This is a genomic window from Thauera sp. 28 (assembly GCF_000310145.2).
Lineage (GTDB): Bacteria > Pseudomonadota > Gammaproteobacteria > Burkholderiales > Rhodocyclaceae > Thauera > Thauera mechernichensis.
Genome location: NZ_AMXA01000008.1, coordinates 1 through 25,885, shown reverse-complemented (window position 1 = coordinate 25,885; position 25,885 = coordinate 1). Strand labels below are relative to the sequence as shown.

The window sequence follows — 25,885 nt, the reverse complement described above, 5'->3', positions numbered from 1 at the left end:
GCCGCGCTCAGTTGCCGTTGCGGCGCCGCTCGGCGCGGATTTCATGCTTGAGTTCGATGTTGCCGTCCTCGTCCACGGATTCCAGGCGCACGGTGAAGCCCCAGAGCCGAGCCAGGTGGCGCATGACCTCGTCGGTGCTGCCTCCCAGCGGCCGGCGGCGGTGAGGCTGGTGGCGCAGGGTGAGCGAACGGTCGCCGCGCAGATCGACGTTCCAGGCCTGGACGTTGGGCTCGCGTGCGCCAAGGTTGTACTGGTCGGAGAGGATCTCGCGCACACGGCGGAAGCCGCTGTCGTCGTGGATGGCCGAGACTTCCAGCTTGTCCTGGCGGTCGTCGTCGAGTACCGCGAACATGCGGAAATCGCGCATCACCTTCGGCGACAGGTACTGGGCGATGAAGCTCTCGTCCTTGAAGTTGCGCATCGCAAAGTCGAAGGTGTCCAGCCAGTCGCTGCCCGCGATTTCGGGGAACCAGCGCCTGTCCTCGTCGTCGGGGTGCTCGCACATGCGGCGGATGTCCTGCCACATCGCAAAGCCGAGCGCATACGGGTTGATGCCGTTGAACCAGCGACTGTTGTAGGGCGGCTGGTACACGACGTTGGTGTGCGACTGCAGGAATTCCAGCATGAAGCTGTCGGCCAGCAGGCCTTCGTCGTAGAGGTGGTTGAGCAGGGTGTAATGCCAGAATGTGGCCCAGCCCTCGTTCATGACCTGGGTCTGGCGCTGCGGGAAGAAGTACTGCGCGATCTTGCGCACGATGCGTACGACCTCGCGCTGCCAGGGTTCGAGCAGCGGTGCGTTCTTCTCGATGAAGTAGAGCAGGTTCTCCTCCGGCTCGGGCGGGAAGCGGGGTGCTTCGCGCGGGCCGCTGCGGGTGTCATGGGCAGGCAGCGTGCGCCAGAGGTCATTGACCTGTCCCTGGAGGTATTCCTCGCGCTCCTGCTGGCGCAGCTTTTCCTTGGCCAGCGACAGCTTGGGCGGGCGCTTGTATCGGTCCACGCCGAGGTTCATCAACGCATGGCAGGAGTCCAGCAGCAGTTCCACTTCCTCTTCGCCATGGCGCTGCTCGCATTCGCTGATGTAGTTCCGTGCAAACACCAGGTAGTCGATGATCGCGTCTGCGTTGGTCCATGTGCGGAACAGGTAGTTGCCCTTGAAGAAACTGTTGTGGCCGTAGGCCGCGTGGGCGATCACCAGGCCCTGCATCGTCAGCGTGTTCTCCTCCATCAGGTAGGCGATGCAGGGGTTGGAGTTGATGACGATCTCGTAGGCCAGACCCATCTGGCCGCGCTTGTAGCCCTTCTCGGTGGAGAGGAAGTGCTTGCCGAAGGACCAGTGGTGGTAGTTGACCGGCATGCCCACCGAGGCGTAGGCATCCATCATCTGTTCGGCGGTTATGATCTCGATCTGCACCGGGTACAGATCGAGCCGGTAGGCGGCCGCCACGCGCGCGATCTCCGCGTTGTAGCGCTCGATTGCTTCCGCGGTCCATTCGGAGCCTGAGGGCAGGGGGGGCTTGCGTGCGGGCGCTTTCGCTCTGGAGGTCATGGTGGTCATGCGATCGTCTTCTTGAACAGTTCGCGAAACACCGGGTAGATGTCAGCCGGCGACTCGATGCGCTGCATGGCGAAGTTGTCGTGCTCGGCACCGAGGCGGGCATACTCGCGCCACAGGTTCTGCGGCTCGCCAGCGGTGATTTCGACGTAGGCAAAGTACTGGCACCAGGGCAGGATCTCATTTGCCAGCAGCCGGCCGCACACTGGAGAGTCGTTGTCCCAGTTGTCACCGTCCGAGGCTTGCGCACCGTAGATGTTCCACTGCCCGTTGGCATACCGCTCGCGCACGATGTCGCGCATCATCACCAGTGCACTCGATACCACCGTGCCGCCGGACTCGCGGGAGTGGAAGAACTCGTCCTCGTCGACTTCCTTGGCGACGGTGTGGTGGCGGATGAAGACGACTTCGATGTGCTCGTAGGTCCGGGTAAGGAACAGGTAGAGCAGCATGAAGAAGCGCTTGCCTATGGACTTGCGCTCCTCGTCCATGGAGCCCGACACGTCCATCACGCAGAACATCACCGCCTGGGTGGTGGGGCGTGGCACCTTGATGCGGTTGTTGTAGCGCAGGTCGAAGCTGTCGATGAAGGGGATGCGTTCGACCTTGGCGCGTAGCGCGGCGAGTTCCTCGCGCAGGGCGCGCAGCGTGTCTTCGTCGCTGTCCTCATCTGCCTCCTGGCGGGCCAGTGCATCGTCAAGGGCCTCCTGAAGCTGGCGAATGCGTGCGGCGTAGGGCGAGCCGAGCGCAAGCCTGCGGCCAAGCGCGCCGCGCATCGAGCGGATGATGTTGATGTTGGCAGGCACGCCGTCGGACTTGAAGCCGGCGCGCTGTGTCTTGTAGTCGGTGACCTTGGCAAGCTGCGTGCGGATCAGGCGTGGCAACTCGAGGTCCTCGAAGAAGAGTTCGAGGAACTCCTCGCGCGAGAGCTGGAACACGAAGTCGTCCTCATGTTCGCCCTCGTTGCTGGCCTTGCCCTTGCCCGAGCCGTCTCCGCCCCCACCGAGCGGCCTGTTGATGCGGTCGCCGCTGCTGAACTGGTCATTGCCCGGGAAGATCTGCTCCCAGACACCGCCACGGCCGTGATGAAGGGACGGCTCGGCCAGGTCGCGTGCGGGGATCGAGACCTCTTCGCCGTTGTCGAGATCGCGGATGGAGCGCCCCTGGATGGCTCCGCTCACCGCCTTGCGAATCTGTTGCTTGAAACGGCGCATGAAGCGCTGGCGGTTGACCGCGCTCTTGTTCTTGCTGTCGAAGCGTCGATCGATGATGCGGACCATGTCTCCTCCCCGTATCACGCAAGAGGCGGGCGGGGCGTCAAGCCCCGCTCCGCCCGGCCGGCAACGTCAGGATGACTTGCGAACGCGCAGGTACCATTCGCACAGCAAGCGCACCTGCTTCTCGGTGTAACCCTTGTCGATCATGCGGTCGACAAAGTCCTGGTGCTTCTTCTGCTCGTCGGCGCTGGCCTTGGCGTTGAAGCTGATCACGGGCAGCAGGTCCTCGGTGTTGGAGAACATCTTCTTCTCGATCACCGCGCGCAGCTTCTCGTAGGAGGTCCAGCTCGGGTTGCGGCCGTCGTGCTTGGCGCGGGCGCGCAGCACGAAGTTCACCACCTCGTTGCGGAAGTCCTTCGGGTTGCTGATGCCGGCCGGCTTCTCGATCTTCTCCAGCTCCTCGTTGAGCGCGGCGCGGTCGAGGATCTCGCCGGTGTTGGGGTCGCGGAACTCCTGATCCTGAATCCAGAAGTCCGCGTAGATCACATAGCGATCGAAGATGTTCTGGCCGTATTCGGAGTAGCTCTCGAGGTAGGCTGTCTGGATCTCCTTGCCGATGAACTCGGCGTAGCGCGGCGCGAGGTATTCCTTGATGTAGCCGAGATAGCGCGCCTCGGTCTCGGCAGGAAACTGCTCGGCCTCGATCTGCTGTTCGAGCACGTACATCAGGTGCACCGGATTGGCGGCGACCTCGCGGTGGTCGAAGTTGAAGATCTTCGACAGCGCCTTGAAGGCAAAGCGGGTGGACAGCCCGGTCATGCCCTCGTCGACGCCCGCATAGTCGCGGTACTCCTGGTAGCTCTTTGCCTTGGGGTCGGTGTCCTTGAGGTTCTCGCCATCATAGACGCGCATCTTGGAGAAGATGCTCGAGTTCTCGGGTTCCTTGAGGCGCGACAGCACGGCGAACTGGGCCATCATCTTCAGGGTGTCGGGCGCGCACGGCGCTTCGGACAACGAACTGTGCGCCAGCAACTTCTCGTAGATGCGCATCTCGTCCGACACCCGCAGGCTGTAGGGCACCTTGACGGTGTAGATGCGGTCGAGGAAGGCTTCGTTGTTCTTGTTGTTCTTGAATGCCACCCACTCGGATTCGTTCGAGTGGGCCATTACGATGCCGTCGAACGGGATCGCGCCGAATCCTTCGGTGCCCTTGTAGTTGCCTTCCTGGGTGGCGGTAAGCAGTGGGTGCAGTACCTTGATCGGCGCCTTGAACATCTCCACGAACTCGAGCAGTCCGCGGTTGGCCAGGCACAGGCCGCCCGAGTAGCTGTAGGCATCCGGGTCGTCCTGCGAGTACTGCTCGAGCTTGCGGATGTCGATCTTGCCGACAAGCGATGAGATGTCCTGGTTGTTCTCGTCGCCCGGCTCGGTCTTGGCGACGGCGGTCTGGCGCAGTACCGAGGGGTTGAGCTTGACCACACGGAAGCGGGTGATGTCGCCGTTGAACTCGTGCAGGCGCTTGACGGCCCACGGGCTCATGATGGTATTGAGGTAGCGGCGCGGGATGCCGAAGTCGCCCTCGAGGATGTGCGCGTCCTCGGCGGCGTTGAACAGCCCGAGTGGCGACTCATTGACCGGCGAGCCCTTGATGGCATAGAAGGGCACCTTTTCGATCAGGCTCTTGAGCTTCTCGGCGAGTGAGGATTTTCCGCCGCCAACAGGGCCGAGCAGGTAGAGGATCTGCTTCTTCTCCTCCAGGCCCTGGGCGGCGTGGCGGAAGTAGGACACGATGTTCTCGATGACCTCTTCCATGCCGTAGAAATCGCGGAAGGCGGGGTAGAGCTTGATGATCTTGTTGGAAAATATGCGCGACAGGCGGGGGTCGAGCCGCGTATCGACAAGCTCGGGTTCGCCGATGGCCGTGAGCATGCGCTCGGCAGCGGTCGCGTAAGCCATGCGGTCGGCGCGGCAGAGTTCGAGGTAGTCCTGGAGGGACATCTCTTCCTCGCGTGCAGCCTCATAGCGCGCCTGGTAGGCATTGAAGATGGTCATGGCGTCTCTCCTGTGCGAGCCAGGGCGGCGCGTATACAAGGTCCGGCCGCCATTTCGGATGGTTCAGCAGGGGGGCCGTCTGCGCGGCCTTCGCCGGGGCATTGGACATGCCGACCGGGTCAGTAGATGAGAACAGTTCGGCGGGGGTGAGTTCCAGTCTGTGCGCGGCTTTTTTTCGCAGGAAGTGTGTCGCTTTTCTCACTCGCGATCACGCCTCCGGTGCGCCGCAGGGGCTGTGCTAGAATTCCGCTCTTCGTTCATCGTGTTCATGCTGGCGACGTTGCGAACGCAAGACTTTGCGGGTGCGCAAGCGCGACGGCCGTGACGCATTCATTGGCACTTATTGACTTCTCAGGATCGATTTAATGGAGCAGAACCAGGAAAACCCGAGCGCGCTGGAGCGCCGTATCGACATCACCGTCGCGCTGGCTGACATCGAGAAGGAGGTGGATGCACGCCTCAAGCGCATGGCGCGCACGGTGAAGATGCCGGGGTTCCGGCCGGGCAAGGTGCCGATGAAGATCGTGGCGCAGACGCATGGCGGCCAGGCCCGCGGTGAGGCCGTCGGTGCGGCGGTCGAGAAGGCGTTCGGTGACAAGGTGCGCGAACAAGGGCTGCGTGTGGCGGGCTACCCGCGCATCGAGCCCAAGGAGGCGCAGGGCGAGGGCGCGCTCGAGTTCAGCGCCGTGTTCGAGGTGTACCCCGAAGTCACCATCGGCGAACTGACCGGCCAGAAGATCGAGCGTCCGGTGCTTGCCGTCGGCGATGCCGAGGTCGACAAGACGATCGATGTGCTGCGCAAGCAGCGCACCACCTTCAGCGCGGTCGATCGTGCAGCCGCTGACGGTGACCGCGTTCTTATCGACTTCACCGGTCGCAAGGACGGCGAAGTGTTCGAGGGTGGTCAGGCCCAGGACTTCCCGTTCGTAATCGGTGCTGGCGCCATGCTCAAGGATTTCGAGACCGCTGTGCTCGGTCTCAAGGCGGGCGAGAGCAAGACCTTCGACATGAGCTTCCCTGCCGACTACCATGCCCAGCACCTGGCCGGCCAGGCGGTTCAGTTCGAAGTGACCGTCAAGGCGGTCGAAGAGGCCGTGCTGCCGGTGGTCGATGCCGACTTCGCCAAGTCGCTTGGCGTTGCCGATGGCGAAGTTGCCAAGCTGCGCGAGGAGGTCAAGGCCAATCTCGAGCGCGAGGTCAAGCGCCGCATCCAGGCTCGCGTCAAGGAGCAGGTGATGGAAGCGCTGATCGCTGTGACGCCGATCGAAGTGCCCAAGGCGCTGGTGCAGGCCGAGGCGCAGCAACTCGCTGAGAACGCACGCCGCGACCTCGAGATGCGCGGCCTCAAGACCAAGGACATCCCGGTGGATCCGTCCTGGTTCGGTGAGCAGGCCGAGCGCCGCGTCAAGCTGGGCCTGATCATGGCCGAGTTGGTCAAGGTCAACGAACTGCATGCCAAGCCCGAGCAGGTGCGCGCGCTGGTCGAGGAAATGGCGCAGAGCTACGAGGATCCCGCGGAACTCATGCGCTGGTATTACGCTCAACCCGAGCGTCTGGCTCAAGCCGAGGCGGTGGTCATCGAAGACAACGTCGTCGCCTGGGTCAGCAGCAAGGCTGATGCCACCGACAAGGAAGTGGCGTTCGACGAATTGATGGGCAACGCGGCTTAAAGTCGCAAAGGGTCTGACGAATGATGCAAGGAACACCCCAGCACAGCAGCGACTGGAACCCGGTCGGTCTCGGCCTGGTCCCGATGGTGGTCGAGCAGAGTGGTCGCGGCGAGCGCGCCTACGACATCTATTCGCGCCTTCTGAAGGAGCGGGTGGTGTTCCTCGTCGGCCCGGTGAATGACGTCACCGCCAACCTGATCGTTGCGCAGTTGCTGTTCCTCGAGTCCGAGAATCCGGACAAGGACATCTACTTCTATATCAACTCGCCCGGCGGTTCGGTCACCGCCGGCATGGCGATCTACGACACGATGCAGTTCATCAAGCCGAACGTCAGCACATTGTGCATCGGTCAGGCGGCGAGCATGGGTGCGTTCCTGCTGGCAGCGGGCGAGAAGGGCAAGCGCTACTGCCTGCCCAATTCGCGCGTGATGATCCACCAGCCGCTCGGCGGCTTCCAGGGCCAGGCCTCGGACATCGAGATCCATGCGCGCGAGATCCTCTACCTGCGCGAGCGCCTGAACGGCATGCTGGCCAAGCACACCGGCCAGAGCATGGAGCGCATCGAGAAGGATACCGACCGCGACAACTTCATGTCCGCCGCGGCCGCGGTGGAGTACGGCCTGGTCGACAAGATCCTCACCAGCCGCGACGACACCTGATTCAGGAGATTTTCCCAATGTCGGACAAGAAGGCAGGCAGCGAGAAGCTGTTGTACTGCTCGTTCTGCGGCAAGAGCCAGCACGAGGTCCGCAAACTCATCGCAGGCCCCTCGGTCTTCATCTGCGACGAGTGCATCGAGCTCTGCAACGACATCATCCGCGACGAGATCGTTGGCAAGTCCGACCCCGAGGGCGTCAAGGGCTCGCTGCCGACGCCGCGCGAGATCTGCCAGATCCTCGATCAGTACGTGATCGGGCAGGGGCAGGCGAAGCGCAACCTCGCGGTGGCGGTATACAACCATTACAAGCGCCTGCGCCATGTCGAGGCCAAGCAGGACGACGTCGAGCTGGCCAAGAGCAACATCCTGCTGATCGGGCCGACGGGTTCGGGCAAGACGCTGCTCGCGCAGACACTTGCCCGCCTGCTCGACGTGCCCTTCGTGATGGCCGACGCCACGACCCTGACCGAAGCTGGCTATGTCGGTGAGGACGTCGAGAACATCATCCAGAAGCTGCTGCAGAAGTGCGACTACGACGTGGACAAGGCGCAGCAGGGCATCATCTACATCGATGAGATCGACAAGATCTCGCGCAAGGCCGACAACCCTTCGATCACCCGTGACGTTTCGGGCGAAGGCGTGCAGCAGGCCCTGCTCAAGCTCGTCGAGGGCACGGTGGCTTCGATTCCGCCGCAAGGCGGGCGCAAGCACCCGAACCAGGATTTCATCCAGGTCGATACCACCAACGTATTGTTCATCTGCGGTGGCGCCTTCGACGGGCTCGAGAAGGTGATTCGCAACCGTACCGAGAAGGTCGGGATCGGTTTCGGTGCCGAGGTGAAGAGCAAGGACACCAAGAGCCTTACCGACACCTTCCGTCAGGTGGAGCCGGAAGATCTCATCAAGTTCGGTCTCATTCCCGAGCTGATCGGCCGCCTTCCGGTGGTGGCGACACTCCAGGAACTGGATGAAGAGGCACTGATCCAGATCCTCGTCGAGCCGAAGAACGCACTGGTCAAGCAGTACCAGAAGCTGTTCTCGATGGAAGGCGTGGAGCTCGAGATCCGCCCCGCAGCACTGCACGCAGTGGCGCGCAAGGCCATCAAGCGCAAGACGGGGGCGCGCGGTCTGCGCTCCATCCTCGAGGCGGCCCTGCTCGACATCATGTACGACCTGCCGACGCTGGACGGTGTGGAGAAGGTTGTCGTGGACGAATCGACCATCGAGGAAGGTGGCAAGCCGCTCCTGATCTATGCTGATCAGCAGAAGGTGTCGGGAGCCAATTGAGGCTTGATGCCCCGCGCCTTGAGCGCGGGGCCTTTGTTGCAGCCCGCCACTTGAATTCCTGGGGCCCGCCCATAGATGAGCGGAACCCTTTCATGAAGGAAATAAAAAATGCCGGGTCCTGCTGACCTCCCCAAAGAAGCGATTGAATTGCCGCTGTTGCCCTTGCGCGACGTGGTGGTGTTCCCGCACATGGTGATTCCGCTCTTCGTCGGTCGTCCGAAGAGCATCAAGGCACTCGAGAACGCGATGGAGGACGGCAAGAGCATCCTCCTCGTCGCACAAAAGTCGGCCGCCAAGGACGAGCCTGCGGTCGAGGACTTGTATTCGATCGGCTGCATCGCCAACATCCTGCAGATGCTCAAGCTGCCTGATGGCACCATCAAGGTGCTTGTCGAAGGCGTGCAGCGTGCCCATATCGATTCGGTTAGCGACCTGCGCACCGTGTTCGTCGCCACCGCGCGTCCGGTCGTGCCGGTCGAGGCCGGCAACAACGAGCTCGAGGCCATGCGGCGCGCGATCATCGCGCAGTTCGACCAGTACGTTAAGCTCAACAAGAAGATTCCGCCGGAGATCCTCAGCTCGCTGGCTGGCATCGACGAAGCCGGCAGGCTTGCCGACACCATTGCCGCACATCTGCCGCTCAAGCTCGAGCAGAAGCAGGAAGTGCTGGAGATGTTCGATACCGCCGAGCGCCTCGAGCGCCTGCTTTCCCAGTTGGAGGGCGAACTCGACATCCTGCAGGTCGAGAAGCGCATCCGTGGACGCGTCAAGCGCCAGATGGAGAAGAGCCAGCGCGAGTACTACCTGAACGAACAGGTCAAGGCGATCCAGAAGGAACTCGGGGAAGGCGAGGAAGGTGCCGACTTCGAGGAAATGGACAAGAAGATCAAGGCCGCGGGCATGCCCAAGGAGGCGCTCGCCAAGGCCGAGGCCGAGTTCAAGAAGCTGCGTCTGATGTCGCCGATGTCGGCCGAGGCCACGGTGGTACGGAACTACATCGACACGCTTGTCGGTCTGCCCTGGAAGAAGAAGTCGCGCGTCAGCAAGGACCTGGCCGAGGCCGAAACGGTGCTCGACAAGGACCATTATGGCCTCGAGCGCGTAAAGGAACGCATCCTCGAGTACCTTGCCGTGCAACAGCGCGTGGACAAGGTCAAGGCGCCCATCCTGTGCCTGGTCGGACCGCCCGGAGTGGGCAAGACCTCGCTTGGGCAGTCGATTGCCAAGGCCACCAACCGCAAATTCATTCGCATGGCGCTCGGTGGCGTGCGCGACGAAGCCGAGATCCGCGGCCATCGCCGTACCTACATCGGCTCGATGCCGGGCAAGATCCTGCAGAACATGAGCAAGGTCGGGGTGAAGAACCCGCTGTTCCTGCTCGACGAGGTCGATAAGCTCGGCATGGATTTCCGTGGCGATCCGAGTTCCGCGCTGCTCGAAGTGCTGGACCCGGAGCAGAACCACACTTTCCAGGATCACTATGTCGAGGTCGATTTCGACCTGTCCGACGTGATGTTCGTTGCCACGGCAAACACCTTGAACATTCCTGCGGCGCTGCTCGACCGTATGGAGGTCATTCGTCTTTCGGGTTACACCGAGGATGAGAAGGTGAACATCGCCCAGCGTTATTTGCTGCCCAAGCAGATGAAGAACAATGGGCTCAAGCGTGACGAGCTGTCGGTCACCGAGGAAGCAGTACGCGATATCGTGCGTTACTACACGCGCGAAGCGGGTGTGCGTAGTCTCGAGCGCGAGATTTCCAAGGTGTGCCGCAAGGTGGTCAAGCAGTTGGTGCTGCGTAGCCGCAGCACGAAGGTCGTGGTCAATGCCAAGAACCTCGACAAGTTCCTCGGCGTGCGCAAGTACAGCTTCGGTATGGCGGAGAAAGAGAACCAGATCGGCCAGGTCACCGGCCTGGCCTGGACCGAGGTTGGCGGCGAACTGCTGACTGTCGAGGCCGTCCAGCTGCCGGGCAAGGGCAAGGTGGTCACCACCGGCAAACTGGGTGAGGTCATGCAGGAGTCGATCCAGGCGGCGTTGTCTGTGGTGCGCAAGCGCGCTCGGTCGCTCGGGATCGATCCCGATTTCTACCAGAAGAGCGACATTCACATCCACCTGCCGGAAGGGGCGATCCCGAAGGACGGTCCGTCTGCAGGTATTGCGATCTCGACAGCGCTCGTGTCCGTGCTGACTGGGATTCCGGTGCGTTGCGACGTTGCCATGACGGGTGAGATCACGCTGCGTGGCGAGGTCCTTGCGATCGGAGGCCTGAAAGAGAAACTTCTGGCTGCCGTCCGCGGGGGTATCCGCACCGCGCTGATTCCGGAGGAGAACGTGAAGGATCTCGCCGAGATTCCGGACATCATCAAGAACGCGATCGAGATCGTTCCGGTCAAGTGGATCGACCGTGTGCTCGAACTTGCGCTCGAGCGCAAGCCCGAGCCGCTGCCGGAAGGCGATGAGCCGGTGGCGCAGACCGGCGTGACCGGCGAGCATGCAGCGGGTGGATCGGCCGCAGCGAATCTGCGCGCGCACTGAGGCCCCTTGGAGGGGTGGTCGCGGGCCGCTCAGGCCCGCGTCTTCGAAGCCGCAATGTCCGCGAGGGCCTTGCGGCTTCGTCGTTGACAGCGTGGAATTGCGCGCGCTATAACGATCGCAGGTTTGCAAGCCCTGCCGTGCATCAGTGCGTCATGCTGCCCGACGGGCTGTCGGTTCGAGTCCATCGCAGTACCTGATCGCAGCATCCATTCGGAGGGTCCAAGTGAATAAACAAGAACTCATCACAAGCATTGCGGATAAGGCGTCGATGACCAAGGCGGATGCGGCGCGCGCACTCGATGCCACGCTCGCCTCGGTGTCCGAGGCACTCGAGCAAGGCGATACCGTGACCTTGGTCGGTTTCGGTTCGTTTTACGTCGGTGACCGAGCAGCAAGAACCGGACGCAACCCACGCACTGGCAAGAACATCAAGATCAAGGCAGCCAAGGTACCTAAATTCCGCGCTGGTAAAGGGCTCAAAGATGCTGTAAACTAGCAGGCTTTGCAGCTTCGTCATCTGCTCGATGGCGACAGCGCGGGTGCTTAGCTCAGTTGGTAGAGCGTCGCCCTTACAAGGCGAATGTCGGCGGTTCGAGCCCGTCAGCACCCACCAGAACTTGCAGGGCCCGGGTATCCCCCGGGCCCTGCCATTTTCGGCTTCGGCTTCGGCTTCGGCGCGCTCAGTCCCTGAACGTCGGTGCCTGACGCGTCATCCCGGCGCGGATCGCAGCCTGCAGGTCTTCGGACATCAGCATTGCGGCGTTCCAGGTTGCAACACGGTCGAGACCGTCGGCAACGCTATGGTCGCGGGCGTAGTTGAGCATGTCCTTGGTGCCGCGGATCGCCAGTGGTGACTTGCTGGCGATTGCGTGAGCGATCTGCAGCACCCCCTCCAGCAGGGCAGAAGGGTTATCGAAGACCCGATTGACCAAGCCGATGCGCGCAGCCTCCGCGCCGTCCACCTTGCGTCCGGTGTAGGCAAGTTCGCGCACCATGCCGTCGCCTATCAGGCGTGGCAGGCGCTGCAGGCTGCCGACGTCGGCGACCATGCCGAGGTCGATCTCCTTGACCGAGAATTTCGCGTCTGCCGAGCAGTAACGCATGTCGGCGCAGGCGACCAGGTCCACTCCGCCACCGACGCAGGCGCCGTGGATGGCGGCGAGTATCGGTTTGCGGCAGCGCTCAAGACTGCTCAGTGTGTCCTGGAGGTCGATGATGAGATTGCGCAGGTTCTCGCGCGTACGGGCCTCGCAAGCATCCTTCACGCTGGGCAGGATGCTCATCATCATTTGCAGGTCGATCCCCGCGCAGAAGTTGTCGCCTGCACCATGCACCATCGCCACACGCACCGCGGTCGTGCGGTCGACCCATTGCATCGCGGTGCGGATGTCGTGCCACATCTGCAGGTTCATCGCGTTCGCCTTGTCGGGGCGGTTCAGGGTTAGCACGGCCACCTTGCCTTCGATGGCGATGCGCAGGGTATCGAGCTGGGGCAGGGGGATGCTGCGGGTGGCCGCAGCACCAAGTTGGCCAGGCGTTGACGCTGCAGGGGTGAGTGCCGAGCTGTTCTCGATCGTCGCGGCCAGTTCCATCCCCTGCTTGATTGCGCGCTTGGCGTCGAGTTCGGCGGCGACATCGGCGCCACCGATCAGGTGCACCCGCATGCCGGCCTCGAGCAGGGTTGCCTGAAGTTCGCGTTGGGGTTCCTGTCCGGTGCACAGGATCACGTTGTCGACCGGAAAGATCTCGTCCTTGCCGCCGATCGTCACATGCAGGCCAGCGTCGTCGATGCGGTGGTAGGTGACGCCTGGGATCATCTTCACGCCGCGGTTCTTCAGCGCGGTGCGGTGGATCCAGCCGGTGGTCTTGCCCAGGCCCTCGCCGACCTTGCTGGTCTTGCGCTGCAGCAGCACGATCTCACGCGGGGCGGCTTCGAGTTGGGGCGTCATGAGCCCGCCGCGGCGCGCGTAACGTGCATCGATGCCCCATTCGGCAAAGAACTTCGATGCCTCCAGGCTCGGGCTCACGCCTGCGTGGCTGAGGTACTCGGCGACGTCGAAACCGATGCCGCCTGCCCCGAGGATGGCCACGCGGCGGCCGACGGGCTTCTTGTCCCTGAGTACGTCGAGGTAGCCGAGTACCTTGGGATGGTCCACGCCCTCGATGTCGGGCTGGCGGGGAACGATGCCGGTGGCGAGCACCACTTCGTCGAACTTCCCGGCCAACTCGGCGGCGGAGACACGGGTGTTGAGCTTGAGCACGACGCCGGTCTGCTCGATGCGACGGCCGAAGTAGCGTAGCGTCTCCGAGAACTCCTCCTTGCCGGGGATCTGCATCGCGATATTGAACTGCCCGCCGATGCGAGCCCCGGCCTCGAACAGGGTGACCTTGTGGCCACGTTCGGCTGCGGTGGTGGCGAAGGCCAGGCCCGCCGGGCCGGCACCGACTACCGCGATGCTGCGCGACGAGCTGGTGGGCTCGATCACCAGTTCGGTCTCGTGGCAGGCACGCGGATTGACCAGGCAGGAGGTCACCTTGCCGTTGAACGTGTGGTCCAGGCAGGCCTGGTTGCAGGCGATGCAGGTGTTGATGTCGGCGCCGCGCCCGGCGGCCGCCTTGTTCACAAAATCGGGGTCGGCGAGGAAGGGGCGGGCCATCGACACCATGTCCGCCTTACCCTCGGCAAGAATGCCTTCGGCAATCTCGGGTGTGTTGATGCGGTTAGTGGCGATCAACGGAATGCGGACGTGGTCCTTCAGCTTCTGCGTCACCCAGGCGAAGCCAGCGCGTGGCACACAGGTTGCGATGGTGGGGATGCGCGCCTCGTGCCAGCCGATGCCGCTGTTGATGAGCGTGGCACCGGCTGCCTCGATTGCCTGTGCGAGCTGAACGACCTCCTCGAAGTTCGAGCCGTCCTCGATCAGGTCCAGCATCGAAAGCCGGTAGATGATGATGAAGTCGCGCCCGAGGCGCGCGCGCGTTCGACGAACGATCTCGGTGGCGAAGCGAATGCGGTTCTCGTAGGGGCCGCCCCATTCGTCGCTCCGCTTGTTGGTGTGAGCGACGATGAACTCGTTGATCAGATAACCCTCGGAGCCCATGATCTCCACCCCGTCGTAGCCGGCCTCGCGGGCGAGCTCGGCGCAGCGCACGAAATCCTCGATCGTGCGCTCGACATCGGCGGCGGACAGCTCGCGCGGTACGAACGGTGAGATCGGCGCCTGGATCGGGCTGGGTGCGACCAGCTCCGGGTGGTAGGCGTAACGGCCGAAGTGCAGGATCTGCATGGCGATCTTGCCGCCCTCGCGATGGACTGCATCGGTCACCACGCGGTGGCGGGTGGCTTCTTCCGACGTGGTCAGTGTGGCGCCGCCGCTCCATGGCCGGCCCTCGGCGTTGGGGGCGATGCCGCCGGTCACGATCAGGGCTACGCCGCCGCGCACGCGCTCGCCATAGAAGGCAGCCATGCGCTCGAAGCCACCCTCGGTCTCTTCCAGGCCGACGTGCATCGAGCCCATCAGGAAGCGGTTGGGCAGCGTGGTAAAGCCGAGGTCCAGGGGGCGGAACAGGTTCGTGTAGGTGGCCATCGTCTCGCTCGCATTCTTTATGGGTGGGGCTGGTTGCATGGGCGCGTCGTGAATGGCCCGCCCGCCAGAGGGGAGGGAGAAGCGTGCGGACCGCGGAGGTGTCACGGTACGCCTATGCAACCAGTTGCATTAATGTAGAAGATCCTGCTTAACCATGCAACGCGTTGCATGGTTTGCGATGCGGCGTTTAGACTCGCGCCATGTCGCTCTGCCACGCACTGCTCACTTCGCTGCTCGAACAGCCCTCGTCCGGCTATGAACTGGCACGGCGCTTCGACAAGTCCATCGGCCATTTCTGGCAGGCGACGCACCAGCAGATCTACCGTGAGCTGGGTCGGATGGAAAAGGCAGGCTGGATCCGATCCGACGCCGACCCCGACGCCGGCCGCACCCGCAAGCGCAGTTACACCGTGCTGCCTGCTGGTCGCGAGGAGCTGGCCCGATGGGCTGGCGAGGCTGGGCCCCTGCCTGAGTTGCGCGACGAGTTCATGGTGCGCCTGCGCGCCGATGCCGTGGCCGGACCGTTTGGCTTGCGCCCCGAGCTCGAGCGCCGTCGTTCGCTTCACGCCGACAAACTGCACGCCTACCGTGCCATCGAAGCGCGTGATTTTCCGTCCGAAGCCGAGCCCACGCGCCAGCGCCGCATCCACCATCTCATCCTCAAGGCCGGCATCCAGTACGAACAGAACTGGATCGCATGGTACGACGAGGCGCTGCAGATGCTCTCCGAAGACTGAGCTAGCAGCCGGCGATCCATCCTTCCAGCGGGTCCATCCCGGCGGGTAGGCCGAACAGCGGCGGGCCCGCGCGCGCTGCGGCGGCTGCCTGCATCAGGGCGAGTGCGGCATCGAGCAGATCGCCGCTGGCGTCATCGATCAAGGCTTCGCGCTGTGTCCTTGTCGCATGCAGGCCGCCGGCATCGTCTTTGCCGGCAACGCCTGCTGGTCGAGAACTCAGCGCATCGACGATGCCCTCCCGTGCCGCGCGCCGCTCCGCGGTCTGCCTGCGGCGCTCGTCGCTCTTGTACGACGCAGTGGTGGTGCGCCGGGCGAGCAGTCCGGGGTAGGCCTCGATGGCCACGCGCTGTGGGTCGCCGTCATGCAGGCCGGGCAGATGTACGCCTGCGGCGAGCAGGCGGGCTGCGCCTTCCAGGAACATCAGCCCCACCGGTGGGTTGACCAGCTTGAGTGGGCTGTGGGAACGCGCAGGCAGGTCTGTGGCACGGTGGGCGTAGCGCTGGCCGACGGGGCGTGACTCGCGGTAAGCGTCCAGTGCGGCGCGAAAGCCTGGCTTGCCGAGGTCTGCACAGTGGCGTACCAGTGCCGGCCAGACCTGCGGCCAGCCGAGGTCGATTACGGCTTCGCGTGGCAGGCCGAAGGGAAAGTCGAAGGCGCCCAGCCAGGGACCAGGGCGCGCCAGCACGGCTTCGAAGGAGGGCCAGTCCTCGCACAATTCGAAACGGTCGAGCGTCACACTTGCACCGGCCAGGTGGCCGTGGGCGACAGTGATCGGCTTGGCCCGGCGGGGCGCGGAGGTGAAGTCGACGCCGAGCAGCCTGAGCGCAGGTAGTGTCACGGGCAGTTTCCTGTTGAGTGTGCAGACCGGTCGGCCGGGTTGAAGCCATGGCTATGGCTGACGCAAGGGGCCGGACCGGCTCAGCGGCGCCCGCCGAAGATGCGCGCCGCGGTGTGCACGGTGTTGAAATGTACCGTCACCGTGTCCTCGATCGGCTGCGCATAGCCGCCTGCCATCGCCACCGCAACCGGCACGCCGGCTGCCCGGCAGGTGCCGAGTACGCGTTCGTCGCGGGTCTTCAGCCCTTCGATGCTGAGCGCCAGGCGGCCCAGGCGGTCGCCTGCGTAGGGGTCGGCGCCGGCGAGGTAGATCACCAGTTCGGGGCGCGCGTGGTTGAACACGGTGTCGAGCGCATCGTCGAGCGCGGCGAGGTAGTCCTCGTCGCCGGTGTCGTCGGCCAGTTCGATATCGAGGTCGCTCGCCTGCTTGCGGAAAGGGAAGTTCTTCGCGCCATGCAGGCTGCAAGTGAAGATCTCGGGTGAGTCGGCGAGGATGGTGGCGGTGCCGTCGCCCTGATGAACGTCGCAGTCGACGATGGCGACGCGGCGGACGCGGCCTTCGGCGCGCATCGCCAGTGCGGCGATGGCGGCGTCGTTGAACACGCAGAAGCCCGAGCCAAAGTCGCGGTGTGCGTGGTGGGTGCCGCCGGCCAGGTTGGCGGCGCAGGCGCTGCCGCCCTCGCCATCGAGCGCACTGCGGCAAGCAGCGAGCGTGGCCCCGGCCGAGCGGCGCGAGCGCTCGACCATCGCGGCAGTCCACGGAAAGCCGATGCGCCGCACCTCGGCTGCGTCCAGCGTGCCGGCCACAACCCTCGCCAGGTAGCCGGCGTCGTGGGCGCGCAGGATCTCGGTGTCGCTCGCCGCGGCGGGCACGCGGAAGTCGTTTTCGGCAAAAAAACCGCTGTCGCGCAGGCGTTGGCGCAGCAGTGCGTATTTCTCCATCGGAAAGCGGTGCCCGTCGGGCAAGGGCAGGACGAAATGATCCGCGTAGTAGAGCTTCAAGATGACTGGCGTCCGGCTGAAGGGTTCAGATCTCGAGTGCGCGCACCTTCACCTTCTTTCCCTTGAGCTTGCCGGCCGACAGGCGACGGACCGCCTCGCCTGCGATCGCGCGCTCGACGGCGACATAGGTCGTCTGGTCGGTGACGGTGATCTTGCCCACCTGCTCGCGGCTGAAGCCAGCCTCGCCGGTGAGCGCGCCGAGCACGTCGGCGGGGCGGATCTTGTCCTTACGTCCGCCCAGGATCAGTAGCGTCACCATCGGCGCCGGCACGGGCAGGCTTTCGTCCTCGGGCAATTCGTCAAGCGCATGCCACTCGGGTTCGAAGCCCATGGCCTGTGCAATGCCTGAGATGCGGCGCTTGTCCGCGCTGCTGCACAGGCTCAGCGCCCAGCCGTCCTCGTCGCCGCGGCCGGTGCGGCCGATACGGTGGATGTGGATCTCGGGGTCGGGGGTAACATCGACGTTGATCACCGCTTCGAGCTGGGCAATGTCCAGCCCGCGTGCGGCGACGTCGGTGGCGACCAGCACCGAGCAACTCCGGTTGGCGAACTGGATCAGCACCTGATCGCGCTCGCGCTGCTCGAGTTCGCCGTTCAGGGCCAGGGCGGCGAAGCCTTGGGCGCGCAGCAGATCGACCAACTCGCGGCATTGCTGTCGCGTGTTGCAGAAAGCCAGCGCGCTGGCGGGGCGGTAGTGGCGCAGCAGGCGGGCGACCGCCTGCAGGCGCGCCGGATGCTCGATCTCGTAGAAGCGTTGGCGGATCTTGTTGCCCGCATGCTGCTCGAGCAGTTTCACCTCCTGTGGAGTGCGCAGAAAGCGTGCGGCCAGGGTGGCGATGCCTTCGGGGTAGGTGGCGGAGAACAACAGAGTCTGCCGTGCCGAGGGGCAGCGGCTGGCGATGAAGGCGATGTCGTCGTGGAAGCCCATGTCCAGCATGCGGTCGGCCTCGTCCAGCACCAGGGTGCTGAGCTCGTCAAGCACGAGGCTGCCGCGTTGAAGGTGGTCCATGATTCGTCCGGGCGTGCCGACAACAACATGGGCGCCGTGCTCCAGGCTGTCGCGCTGGGGCCGCATCGGCGTGCCGCCGCACAGCGGCAACACCTTTATGTTGGCTTCGAAGCGCGCCAGGCGGCGGATCTCCTGCGTGACCTGGTCGGCCAGCTCGCGCGTCGGGCACAGTACCATGGCCTGCACGGCGAGCTTGCGCACGTCCAGCCGGGCCAGCAGCGGCAGGGCGAAAGCTGCGGTCTTGCCGCTGCCGGTCTTGGCCTGGGCGATGAGGTCGTGCCCGGCAAGCGCAAGCGGTAGGCTGGCGGCCTGGATCGGGGTCATCGTGCGGTAGTCGAGCTGGCGGAGGGTGTCCAGCATCGCTGGGGCGAGTGGGAGGCTGTCGAAGGGCAGGTCGGAGGCCGCGGCGGGGAGCCCGGCGGAAGGGGTGGTCATCTCGTTCATGCGCAATTATCGGTCCTGAAGCGCGATAGTCAGCAGAAATGTTGCCGGGTCGCCAGTCTGCTGCCGCGGTTGCTGCAGGTGCGGGAACTTCGCCTGCGTGCCGGCTTCAGACCGCGAAAGCAAGGCAAAGTGCGCGCCGCGCAAGCCGCCGTCCCGTCCGCCTGTAATACACTCGGACACCCGCAACGACCCACAACGATACGGTGCAGCCATGAGCCTCATCGAAAGTGTACGCCCCCTTCAGGACAAGCTGACCGCCATACGGCGCGATATCCATGCCCATCCCGAGCTCGCCTTCGAGGAGCACCGCACGGCCGAGCTCGTCGCGCGCCAGCTCGAGGCGCTCGGCATAGAGGTTCATCGTGGCATCGGGGGTACGGGTGTGGTCGGCGTGGTGCGTGGCGGGCGTGGTCTGCGCGCGATCGGCCTGCGTGCCGACATGGACGCCCTGCCGATCACCGAGCGTAACGAGTTCGCACACAAGTCAACCGTACAGGGCTGCATGCACGCCTGCGGCCATGACGGCCACACCACGATGCTGCTCGGCGCGGCCGAGGCGCTGGCTGCGCGGCGGGATTTCGATGGCACGGTGTACCTGATCTTCCAGCCGGCGGAAGAAGGCGAGGGCGGGGCGCCGGCGATGATCGCCGACGGCCTCTTCGAGCGCTTCCCGATGGAGGCCGTGTTCGGCATGCACAATTGGCCGGGCATGGAGGCGGGAAGCTTCGCCATCCACAGCGGTCCGGTGATGGCGAGCGCAGACCGCTTCGATATTCGCTTCACCGGTGTGGGCGCACATGCGGCCATGCCGCATCTGGGGGTCGATCCCGTAGTGGCGGGTGCAGCCTTCGTGCAGGCCGCGCAGACCCTGGTCAGCCGGGTGCTCGACCCGATCGATGCCGGCGTGGTGTCGGTCACGCAGTTCCACGCCGGCGAGGCCTACAACGTGATTCCCGACCGCGCCGAGCTGTGCGGTACGGTACGCACCTTCTCCGCCGCGGTGCGCGACCGCCTGGAGCAGGGCTTGCGCCAGGTTGCCGAGGGCATCGCGCGCAGCCATGGCGTGGAGGTGGATTTCCAGTTCCGCCGCGGTTACCCGCCGACGATCAACACCGCCGCCGAGGCTGCGCTGTGCGCCGAGGCTGCGCGTGCGGTGGCGGGGCCAGAGCGCGTGTTCACCGACCGCCGACCGAGCATGGGTGCGGAGGATTTCGCCTACTTCCTGCAGGAGAAGCCAGGTGCCTATGTGTGGATCGGTAACGGCCCGGGTGAGGGTGGCTGCATGCTGCACAACCCGCATTACGACTTCAACGACGGGGTGATGCCGGCGGGCGTTGCCTATTGGTGCGAGCTGGCGCGGCGTCTGCTCGGCAACGCGAAGTGAGGCCGGCGACATGATGCGTACCCTGCTGCTCGCTGCTCGCATGATGCTGCGCGACCTGCGCGCAGGCGAACTGCACCTGCTCGGGCTGGCGATCGTGATCGCGGTGGCAAGCCTGACCAGCGTTGGCTTCCTGGCCGACCGCGTCGGTCGTGCGCTCGACCGCGAGGCCAACCAGTTGCTCGGCGGCGATCTCCTGCTGCGTGCCGACCGGCCGTGGCCGGCGGCGTTTGCCGACGAGGCGCGCGACCGTGGCTTGCAGGTCGCCACCACCGTGCTGTTCACCAGCATGGCGAGCACAGAGGAAACCGCGGCGCTGGCCGGCGTCAAGGTGGTGGAGGATGGCTACCCGCTGCGTGGCGCCATCCGTATCGCAGCGGGTCCCAACCAGGACGATGCCGTCGCGGGCAGGGTGCCGGCGCCGGGCGAGCTGTGGTTGGACGAGCGCCTGTTCGCCGAGCTTGGGGTCAAGGTCGGCGACGTGGTCGGCATGGGCGAGCTGGCGTTCCGCGTCGGCGCCATGGTGAGCTTCGAGTCCGACCGTGGCGCCAACTTCTTCAGCCTGCTGCCGCGGGCGATCTTCAACCTGGACGAACTCGAGCGCACCGGCCTGATCGCCGAGGGCAGCCGTGCCACCTGGCGCCTGCACGTTGCTGGCGAGCAGACCACGGTCGACGCCTATGAACGCTGGGCGCGCGACAACCTGGGGCGCGGGCAGGCGGTGGAGACGGTGGAGAACGCCCGCCCCGAAGTGCGCGCGGCACTCGACCAGGCGCAGCGCTTCCTGCGCCTCGCGGCCTTGCTGGCAGTGATCCTCGCCGCGGTAGCAGTCGGCTTGTCCGCGCGCCGCTTCATGGCACGCCACCTCGATGGCTGCGCGGTGATGCGCGTGCTCGGCGCGCGCCAGGCACAGGTGCTTGGCATCGTCGTCGGCGAGTTCCTGATCTTCGGCCTGGCTGCAGCGCTGGCCGGTACCGCCTTGGGCTGGAGCGTGCAATGGGGGCTGGCGGGCGGCCTGCGCGAGATCCTCGCTACCGAGTTGCCAGCCCCCTCCTTGCTGCCGATCGCGCATGGACTGGTGGTCGGCATGGCGCTGCTGGCGGGCTTCGTGCTGCCTCAGCTGCTGCGTCTGCACAAGGTCAGCACGCTGAGGGTGCTGCGCCGCGAGTTCGAGATCGCCGAACCGCTGTCGGGCGCGGCCTGGGCCTTCGGGCTGGCGGCCTTGCTCGGGTTGATCTTCTGGATCGCCGCCGATATGCGGCTTGGCCTGATGGTCGCACTCGGCTTTGCGCTCGCGCTCGGCGTGTTCGCGCTTGCGGCGTGGTGGGTGCTGCACCTGGCCGGGCGGCTGAAGGGGCAGGGCAGCCTGCGTGGCGGCGGCTGGCGTTACGGTGTGGCTGCGCTCGGCCGGCGCATGGGCGGCAGCGTCGTGCAGGCGGCGGCGCTCGGCCTGGGCATGACCGCGCTGCTGTTGCTGACCCTGGTGCGCGGCGACCTGCTCGACAACTGGCGCGCCATGGCGCCGGCGGATGCGCCCAACCGCTTCGTCATCAACATCCAGCCCGACCAGCGTCAGGGCGTGGCCGCGTTGTTCGGTGCCGAGGGGCTGCCCGAGCCGGCGATTCAGCCGATGATCCGTGGCCGCATGGTCGCCATCAACGGCACGCCGATCGCGCCCGAGGCGTTTGAGGACCAGCGCACCCGGCGGCTGGCAGAGCGCGAGTTCAACCTGTCCTATGCTGCCGCGCTGCCGGACGCCAACGTGGTCAGCGCCGGGCGCTGGCATGGCGCTGCGCGCGAGCCGCAGTTCTCGGTCGAAGTCGGCCTGGCGCAGACCTTCGGGCTCAAGCTCGGCGACCGCGTGACCTTCGAGATTGCCGGTGAGCGCGTCGAGGCTCCGATCACCAGCGTGCGCACGCTGGAGTGGGATTCGATGCGGGTCAATTTCTTCTTCATCGCCTCAGAGGGGCTGCTCGAGACGTATCCCGCCAGCCTGATCACCAGCTTCCATCTGCCCGCCGAGCGCCACGATTTCACCACCCGGCTGATCAGCGCCTTCCCCAACCTCACCGTGATCGACATCGCCGCGGTGGTCGCCCAGGTGCAGTCGATGACTGACAAGCTGATCCTGATCGTGCAGTTCGTGTTCGGCTTTGCGGTGCTGGCGGGACTGGTGGTGCTGTATGCGGCCCTGCAGTCGACCCACGACGAGCGCGAGTACGAGCTCGCCATGCTGCGCACGCTGGGCGCGCGCAACCGCCAGGTTCGCCAGGCCTTGCTCGCCGAGTTCCTCGTGCTCGGCAGCGTGGCGGGCATACTCGCGGGCGTGGGGGCGAGCGCGATCGGCTGGCTGCTCGCCGAGCAGGTTTTCCGCATGGCCTATGTCCCTGCGCTGGCGCCGGTCGTGGTGGCCGTGCTGCTGGGCACGGCTGGCGTGGTGGCCGGCGGCTGGCTGGGTACGCGCAAGCTGCTGTCGCGCCCGCCGCTGGCCAGCTTGCGTGCGCTGGCCTGAGGAGCGCGGGCTTGCAGATCGGGACGTTGACGCTGACCCAGGCGGAGATGCTGCTGGGTGGTTTGTTGCTGCTGGCGCTGATTGCGCTGGCGTGGTTGCTGGCGCGCAGCTTCGGCAGCGAGCGCCGCTTGCAGGGCGAGCTGTCCGAGGTGCTTGCCGAACAGCTCGAGCAGCGCCTAGGCGCGCAGCACCGCGAGATCCTGCGTGATCTGCATGAGGGTCTGGCGCGCCAGACCGATCGCATCGGCGAGCACGCCCGTGCCGACCGCGAACTGCTGCAGCGCGGGCTTACAGCCGCCTCCATGCAGTTGTCGCGCGGCATGCAGGCGTTGACGCAGAGCGTCGACGGCCGCCTCGACACCTTGTCGGGCCAGGTCAGCCAGCGCCTGGACGAGGGCTTTCGCAAGACCAATGAGACCTTCGCCAGCGTGATGGCGCGCCTGGCCACCATCGACGAAGCGCAGAAGAAGATCGACGGCCTGACCACCAACGTGGTCAGCCTGCAGGCGCTGCTCGGCGACAAGCGCGCCCGCGGCGCCTTCGGCGAGGTCCAGCTCGAGGCCCTGGTGCAGAACATCCTGCCGCCCGATGCCTTTGCCTTCCAGGCAGCGCTGCCCAATGGCAGCCGTGTCGATTGCCTGCTCAGCCTGCCGGCGCCGACCGGGGATGTAGCAGTGGATGCCAAGTTCCCGCTGGAGAACTACCAGCGCATGTTCGATGCAGATGCGGGCGGGCTGGAGCGGCGCGCCGCGCAGACCGCCTTCCGCGCCGATGTGCGTCGCCATATCGACGCCATCGCCGACAAATACATCCTGCCCGGGGTGACCTCGGACGGTGCGGTGATGTTCCTGCCGGCCGAGGCGGTGTTCGCCGAGATCCATGCCTACCACCCCGAGCTCGTCGCCCACGCCCAGCAGCGCCGGGTGTGGATCGTGTCGCCGACCACGCTGATGGCGGTCCTCAACACCGCGCGTGCCGTGCTCAAGGACGTCGAGACGCGCAAGCAGATCCACGTCATCCAGGACGCGCTCGGCAAGCTGGCGAAGGATTTTCACCGCTTCGACGAGCGCATGGCGGCGCTCGCCCGCCACATCGAGCAGGCCAGCCGCGACGTGCAGGACGTGCAGACCTCCAGCCGCAAGATCAGTGCGCACTTCCAGAAGATCGAGTCGGTGCAGCTTGAAGATGGCGAGACTGGGGAGGCTGGCGGGGGCCGCCAAACTTGACCTCGAACAGGGAATGCGGAGCAGCCTTCCGCTAAGGTCGGCGGGGTCAAGAACCCGCCCGGATTGCCCTCACGATGTCTGACTTCCCTCTGCCGGTCCTCTTCATCATGGCTGTGTTCTTCTCCATGTGGATGATCATGCGCGTTTTTCACAAGCACGAGAAAGCCAAGCGCGCGCTCCCCGAGCTTGACGTTTACCTGCAGGCGCACGGCCAGGCGGAGCCCTCGTGTCACGCCTGCGGGGCTGTCGATCTCAAGGAGGAAGGCCTTAGCCACGGCAAGGACAGCCAGCGCTTCGTGTCCTGCGCCAAGTGCAAGGCCCTGCTGTACCGCTTCGAGCGCCCTCAGGCTGCCGAGGAGGCTGTGCCCGTCGATGCCCACTGGGGGCCGCTCGATTCGGCCGAGCGTCGCGAGTAGGGCAATCGCAGCGCGCAGGGTCTTTTTTTTTGCGCTGGGTATGCGCTGCGCGTCGCCTTTAACCCCTCGCGGCTCGCGCCGCTCCCACAGCAAAGCCAAATGCACGATGCGTCCCGTGTAGAAGCGGCGCAAGCCGCGAGCTTTCGAGCTCGGCGCCTCTGTTGCAGAGCCTCGCAGCCGGCGCAGATTCCGCGTGCCTGAACGCGTGGCGTATTAACATGCGGCGTTCCCCATACCGACAAGGAGAGCCCGCATGGACCTCGGTACCCCGCTTTCACCCTCCGCGTTGCGCGTGATGCTGCTCGGCGCCGGCGAGCTCGGCAAGGAGGTGATCATCGCCTTGCAGCGCCTGGGCGTCGAAGTCATCGCCGTCGATCGCTACGCCAACGCACCCGGCCATCAGGTCGCCCATCGTGCCCATGTGATCCCGATGACCGACGGCGCGGCCCTGCGTGCGCTGATCGAGCAGGAGCGCCCACACTTGGTCGTACCGGAGATCGAGGCCATCGCGACCGACATGCTCGCCGAGATCGAGGCCGCCGGCCTCGCCGAGGTCATTCCCACGGCGCGCGCCACCCAGCTCACCATGAACCGCGAGGGCATCCGCCGCCTGGCTGCCGAGACCCTCGGCCTGCCCACCTCGCCTTACCGCTTCGCTGATTCGCTCGACGAGTTGCAGGCTGCAATCGACGGCGGCATCGGCTATCCCTGCATCGTCAAGCCGGTGATGTCGTCCTCGGGCAAGGGGCAGTCGCTGCTGCGCGGGCCGGACGACGTGAAGAAGGCCTGGGACCATGCCGCGGCCGGCGGTAGGGTCAATCAGGGGCGCGTCATCGTCGAAGGCTTCATCGACTTCGAGTACGAGATCACCCTGCTCACGGTGCGTGCCCGCGATGCCGGCGGCGAGGTCCGCACCTACTTCTGCGAGCCGATCGGCCATGTGCAGGTGGCGGGCGACTACGTCGAGTCGTGGCAGCCGCAGGCGATGAGCCCGGCGGCGCTGGCGCGCTCACAAGAGATCGCCGCTGCGGTCACGGGCAACCTGGGCGGACGCGGGCTGTTCGGCGTCGAGCTGTTCGTGCGCGGCGATCAGGTGTGGTTCTCCGAAGTGAGCCCACGGCCGCACGATACCGGCCTGGTCACGCTGTGCTCGCAGCGCTTCTCCGAGTTCGAGCTCCACGCCCGTGCCATCCTCGGCTTGCCGGTGGATACCGCGCTGCGCGAGCCGGGTGCGTCGGCGGTGATCTACGGCGGCGTCGATGCCGGGGCGCTGCGCTACGAGGGCGTCGCCGAGGCGCTCGCCGTGCCGCGCAGCGATCTGCGCCTGTTCGGCAAGCCCGAGTCCTTCGTCAAGCGCCGCATGGGCGTCGCAGTCGCCAACGGCGCGGACGTCGAGGAGGCGCGTGCGCGCGCCAAGCGGGCAGCGGGCAGGGTCAGGCCGGTCGCGGGCTGAGCGGCCAGCGCCTGGCGCGTTTATGCATGCGGCTGGCTTGCGCTGTGGCTGTGTCAGGGTGGGCTTGCAAACGCCTCGATGAGCAGCGGCGTGATGGCGTGCATGGGGCCGAAAGGCGTCGCTGGCGGCACCAGGCCAGGGACAAAGCCTGCGGCCTCGAAATGCGCCAACAGCCTGCGATTGTGGCTGACGATGTGGATGGGCACGTCCCATGGCTGATTCGGGCCGGTGACCGAGCCGATCGGCTGGTGGTCGCCGACGATGATCGTGAATAGATCGGCTGGGGCGGGGGGGGCGGGGGAGTCCG

19 protein-coding genes and 1 tRNA gene are annotated in these 25,885 nt (G+C 65.4%); 12 read left to right on the top strand and 8 right to left on the bottom strand.

All coding sequences use genetic code 11. The features are described 5' to 3' along the window. Positions 1-7 precede the first annotated feature (7 nt). The 3 genes from C662_RS08080 to C662_RS08070 form a co-directional block, all read right to left on the bottom strand. The gene (locus C662_RS08080; RefSeq protein ID WP_002927089.1) at positions 8-1,555 is read right to left on the bottom strand and encodes a SpoVR family protein; all 1,548 of its coding nucleotides are present in this window, start codon (positions 1,553-1,555) and stop codon (positions 8-10) included. Beyond that, on the bottom strand, positions 1,552-2,832 hold the full coding sequence (locus tag C662_RS08075) for a YeaH/YhbH family protein (protein ID WP_002927087.1): 1,281 nt from the start codon (positions 2,830-2,832) through the stop codon (positions 1,552-1,554). Before C662_RS08075 ends, C662_RS08080 begins: the two co-directional genes overlap by 4 nt. Positions 2,833-2,898: 66 nt before the next feature. Continuing rightward, on the bottom strand, positions 2,899-4,821 hold the full coding sequence (locus C662_RS08070; RefSeq protein ID WP_002927085.1) for a PrkA family serine protein kinase: 1,923 nt from the start codon (positions 4,819-4,821) through the stop codon (positions 2,899-2,901). Between the two features lie 365 nt (positions 4,822-5,186). On the opposite strand from C662_RS08070, the gene tig reads away from it, so the two are divergent. From tig to C662_RS08040, 6 genes are all read left to right on the top strand, one after another. Continuing rightward, entirely contained in the window at positions 5,187-6,491 is a 1,305-nt protein-coding gene (tig, locus tag C662_RS08065) for a trigger factor (RefSeq protein ID WP_002927083.1), read from the top strand. A 20-nt stretch (positions 6,492-6,511) separates the two neighbouring features. Then, positions 6,512-7,150 (top strand): ATP-dependent Clp endopeptidase proteolytic subunit ClpP, encoded by a 639-nt coding sequence (gene clpP, locus C662_RS08060; RefSeq protein WP_002927081.1) that lies wholly within the window; start codon positions 6,512-6,514, stop codon positions 7,148-7,150. Positions 7,151-7,167: 17 nt separating this feature from the next. Next, the gene (gene clpX, locus C662_RS08055; protein WP_002927079.1) at positions 7,168-8,436 is read left to right on the top strand and encodes an ATP-dependent Clp protease ATP-binding subunit ClpX; all 1,269 of its coding nucleotides are present in this window, start codon (positions 7,168-7,170) and stop codon (positions 8,434-8,436) included. A 108-nt stretch (positions 8,437-8,544) separates the two neighbouring features. Then, complete coding sequence (gene lon, locus C662_RS08050) at positions 8,545-10,974, top strand: endopeptidase La (protein WP_002927077.1); 2,430 nt, start codon at positions 8,545-8,547, stop codon at positions 10,972-10,974. Positions 10,975-11,167: 193 nt separating this feature from the next. After that, on the top strand, positions 11,168-11,470 hold the full coding sequence (locus C662_RS08045) for an HU family DNA-binding protein (RefSeq protein ID WP_269745231.1): 303 nt from the start codon (positions 11,168-11,170) through the stop codon (positions 11,468-11,470). Between the two features lie 41 nt (positions 11,471-11,511). Continuing rightward, positions 11,512-11,587 (top strand) — tRNA-Val (locus C662_RS08040). A 67-nt stretch (positions 11,588-11,654) separates the two neighbouring features. On the opposite strand, the gene C662_RS08035 is transcribed toward C662_RS08040, so the two are convergent. Further along, the gene (locus C662_RS08035) at positions 11,655-14,561 is read right to left on the bottom strand and encodes a crotonase/enoyl-CoA hydratase family protein (RefSeq protein ID WP_002927065.1); all 2,907 of its coding nucleotides are present in this window, start codon (positions 14,559-14,561) and stop codon (positions 11,655-11,657) included. A 200-nt stretch (positions 14,562-14,761) separates the two neighbouring features. Here C662_RS08035 and C662_RS08030 point away from each other — a divergent pair, with 200 nt between their 5' ends. Continuing rightward, positions 14,762-15,298, top strand: a complete 537-nt coding sequence (locus C662_RS08030) for a PadR family transcriptional regulator (protein ID WP_002927064.1) — start codon at positions 14,762-14,764, stop codon at positions 15,296-15,298. A 1-nt stretch (position 15,299) separates the two neighbouring features. Here C662_RS08030 and C662_RS08025 read toward each other — a convergent pair whose 3' ends face one another. From C662_RS08025 to dbpA, 3 genes are all read right to left on the bottom strand, one after another. Further along, the gene (locus C662_RS08025) at positions 15,300-16,136 is read right to left on the bottom strand and encodes a DUF429 domain-containing protein (protein WP_002927063.1); all 837 of its coding nucleotides are present in this window, start codon (positions 16,134-16,136) and stop codon (positions 15,300-15,302) included. 80 nt (positions 16,137-16,216) lie between these two features. Then, entirely contained in the window at positions 16,217-17,137 is a 921-nt protein-coding gene (locus tag C662_RS08020) for a histone deacetylase family protein (protein WP_002927062.1), read from the bottom strand. Between the two features lie 25 nt (positions 17,138-17,162). Further along, positions 17,163-18,581, bottom strand: a complete 1,419-nt coding sequence (gene dbpA, locus C662_RS08015) for an ATP-dependent RNA helicase DbpA (protein ID WP_002927059.1) — start codon at positions 18,579-18,581, stop codon at positions 17,163-17,165. A 220-nt stretch (positions 18,582-18,801) separates the two neighbouring features. Between dbpA and C662_RS08005 the strand changes: the two genes are divergently transcribed. The 5 genes from C662_RS08005 to purT all read left to right on the top strand — a co-directional run bounded on the left by C662_RS08005 (position 18,802) and on the right by purT (position 25,578). Beyond that, positions 18,802-19,974: a M20 aminoacylase family protein gene (locus C662_RS08005; RefSeq protein ID WP_002927057.1), complete on the top strand. Its 1,173-nt coding sequence runs from the start codon at positions 18,802-18,804 to the stop codon at positions 19,972-19,974. A gap of 10 nt (positions 19,975-19,984) precedes the next feature. Further along, positions 19,985-22,483 carry an ABC transporter permease gene (locus C662_RS08000; protein ID WP_002927056.1) on the top strand — a complete coding sequence of 833 codons (2,499 nt, stop codon included), beginning with the start codon at positions 19,985-19,987 and terminating at the stop codon, positions 22,481-22,483. A 17-nt stretch (positions 22,484-22,500) separates the two neighbouring features. Further along, entirely contained in the window at positions 22,501-23,709 is a 1,209-nt protein-coding gene (locus tag C662_RS07995; RefSeq protein WP_232431413.1) for a DNA recombination protein RmuC, read from the top strand. Positions 23,710-23,783: 74 nt separating this feature from the next. Beyond that, positions 23,784-24,125 carry a hypothetical protein gene (locus C662_RS07990; RefSeq protein WP_002927048.1) on the top strand — a complete coding sequence of 114 codons (342 nt, stop codon included), beginning with the start codon at positions 23,784-23,786 and terminating at the stop codon, positions 24,123-24,125. A 253-nt stretch (positions 24,126-24,378) separates the two neighbouring features. Further along, positions 24,379-25,578, top strand: a complete 1,200-nt coding sequence (gene purT / locus C662_RS07985; protein WP_002927044.1) for a formate-dependent phosphoribosylglycinamide formyltransferase — start codon at positions 24,379-24,381, stop codon at positions 25,576-25,578. A gap of 53 nt (positions 25,579-25,631) precedes the next feature. Here the strand turns inward: purT and C662_RS07980 are convergent. Continuing rightward, positions 25,632-25,885: hypothetical protein (locus C662_RS07980; protein ID WP_002927043.1), on the bottom strand; the 254-nt coding region annotated here is incomplete at its 5' end.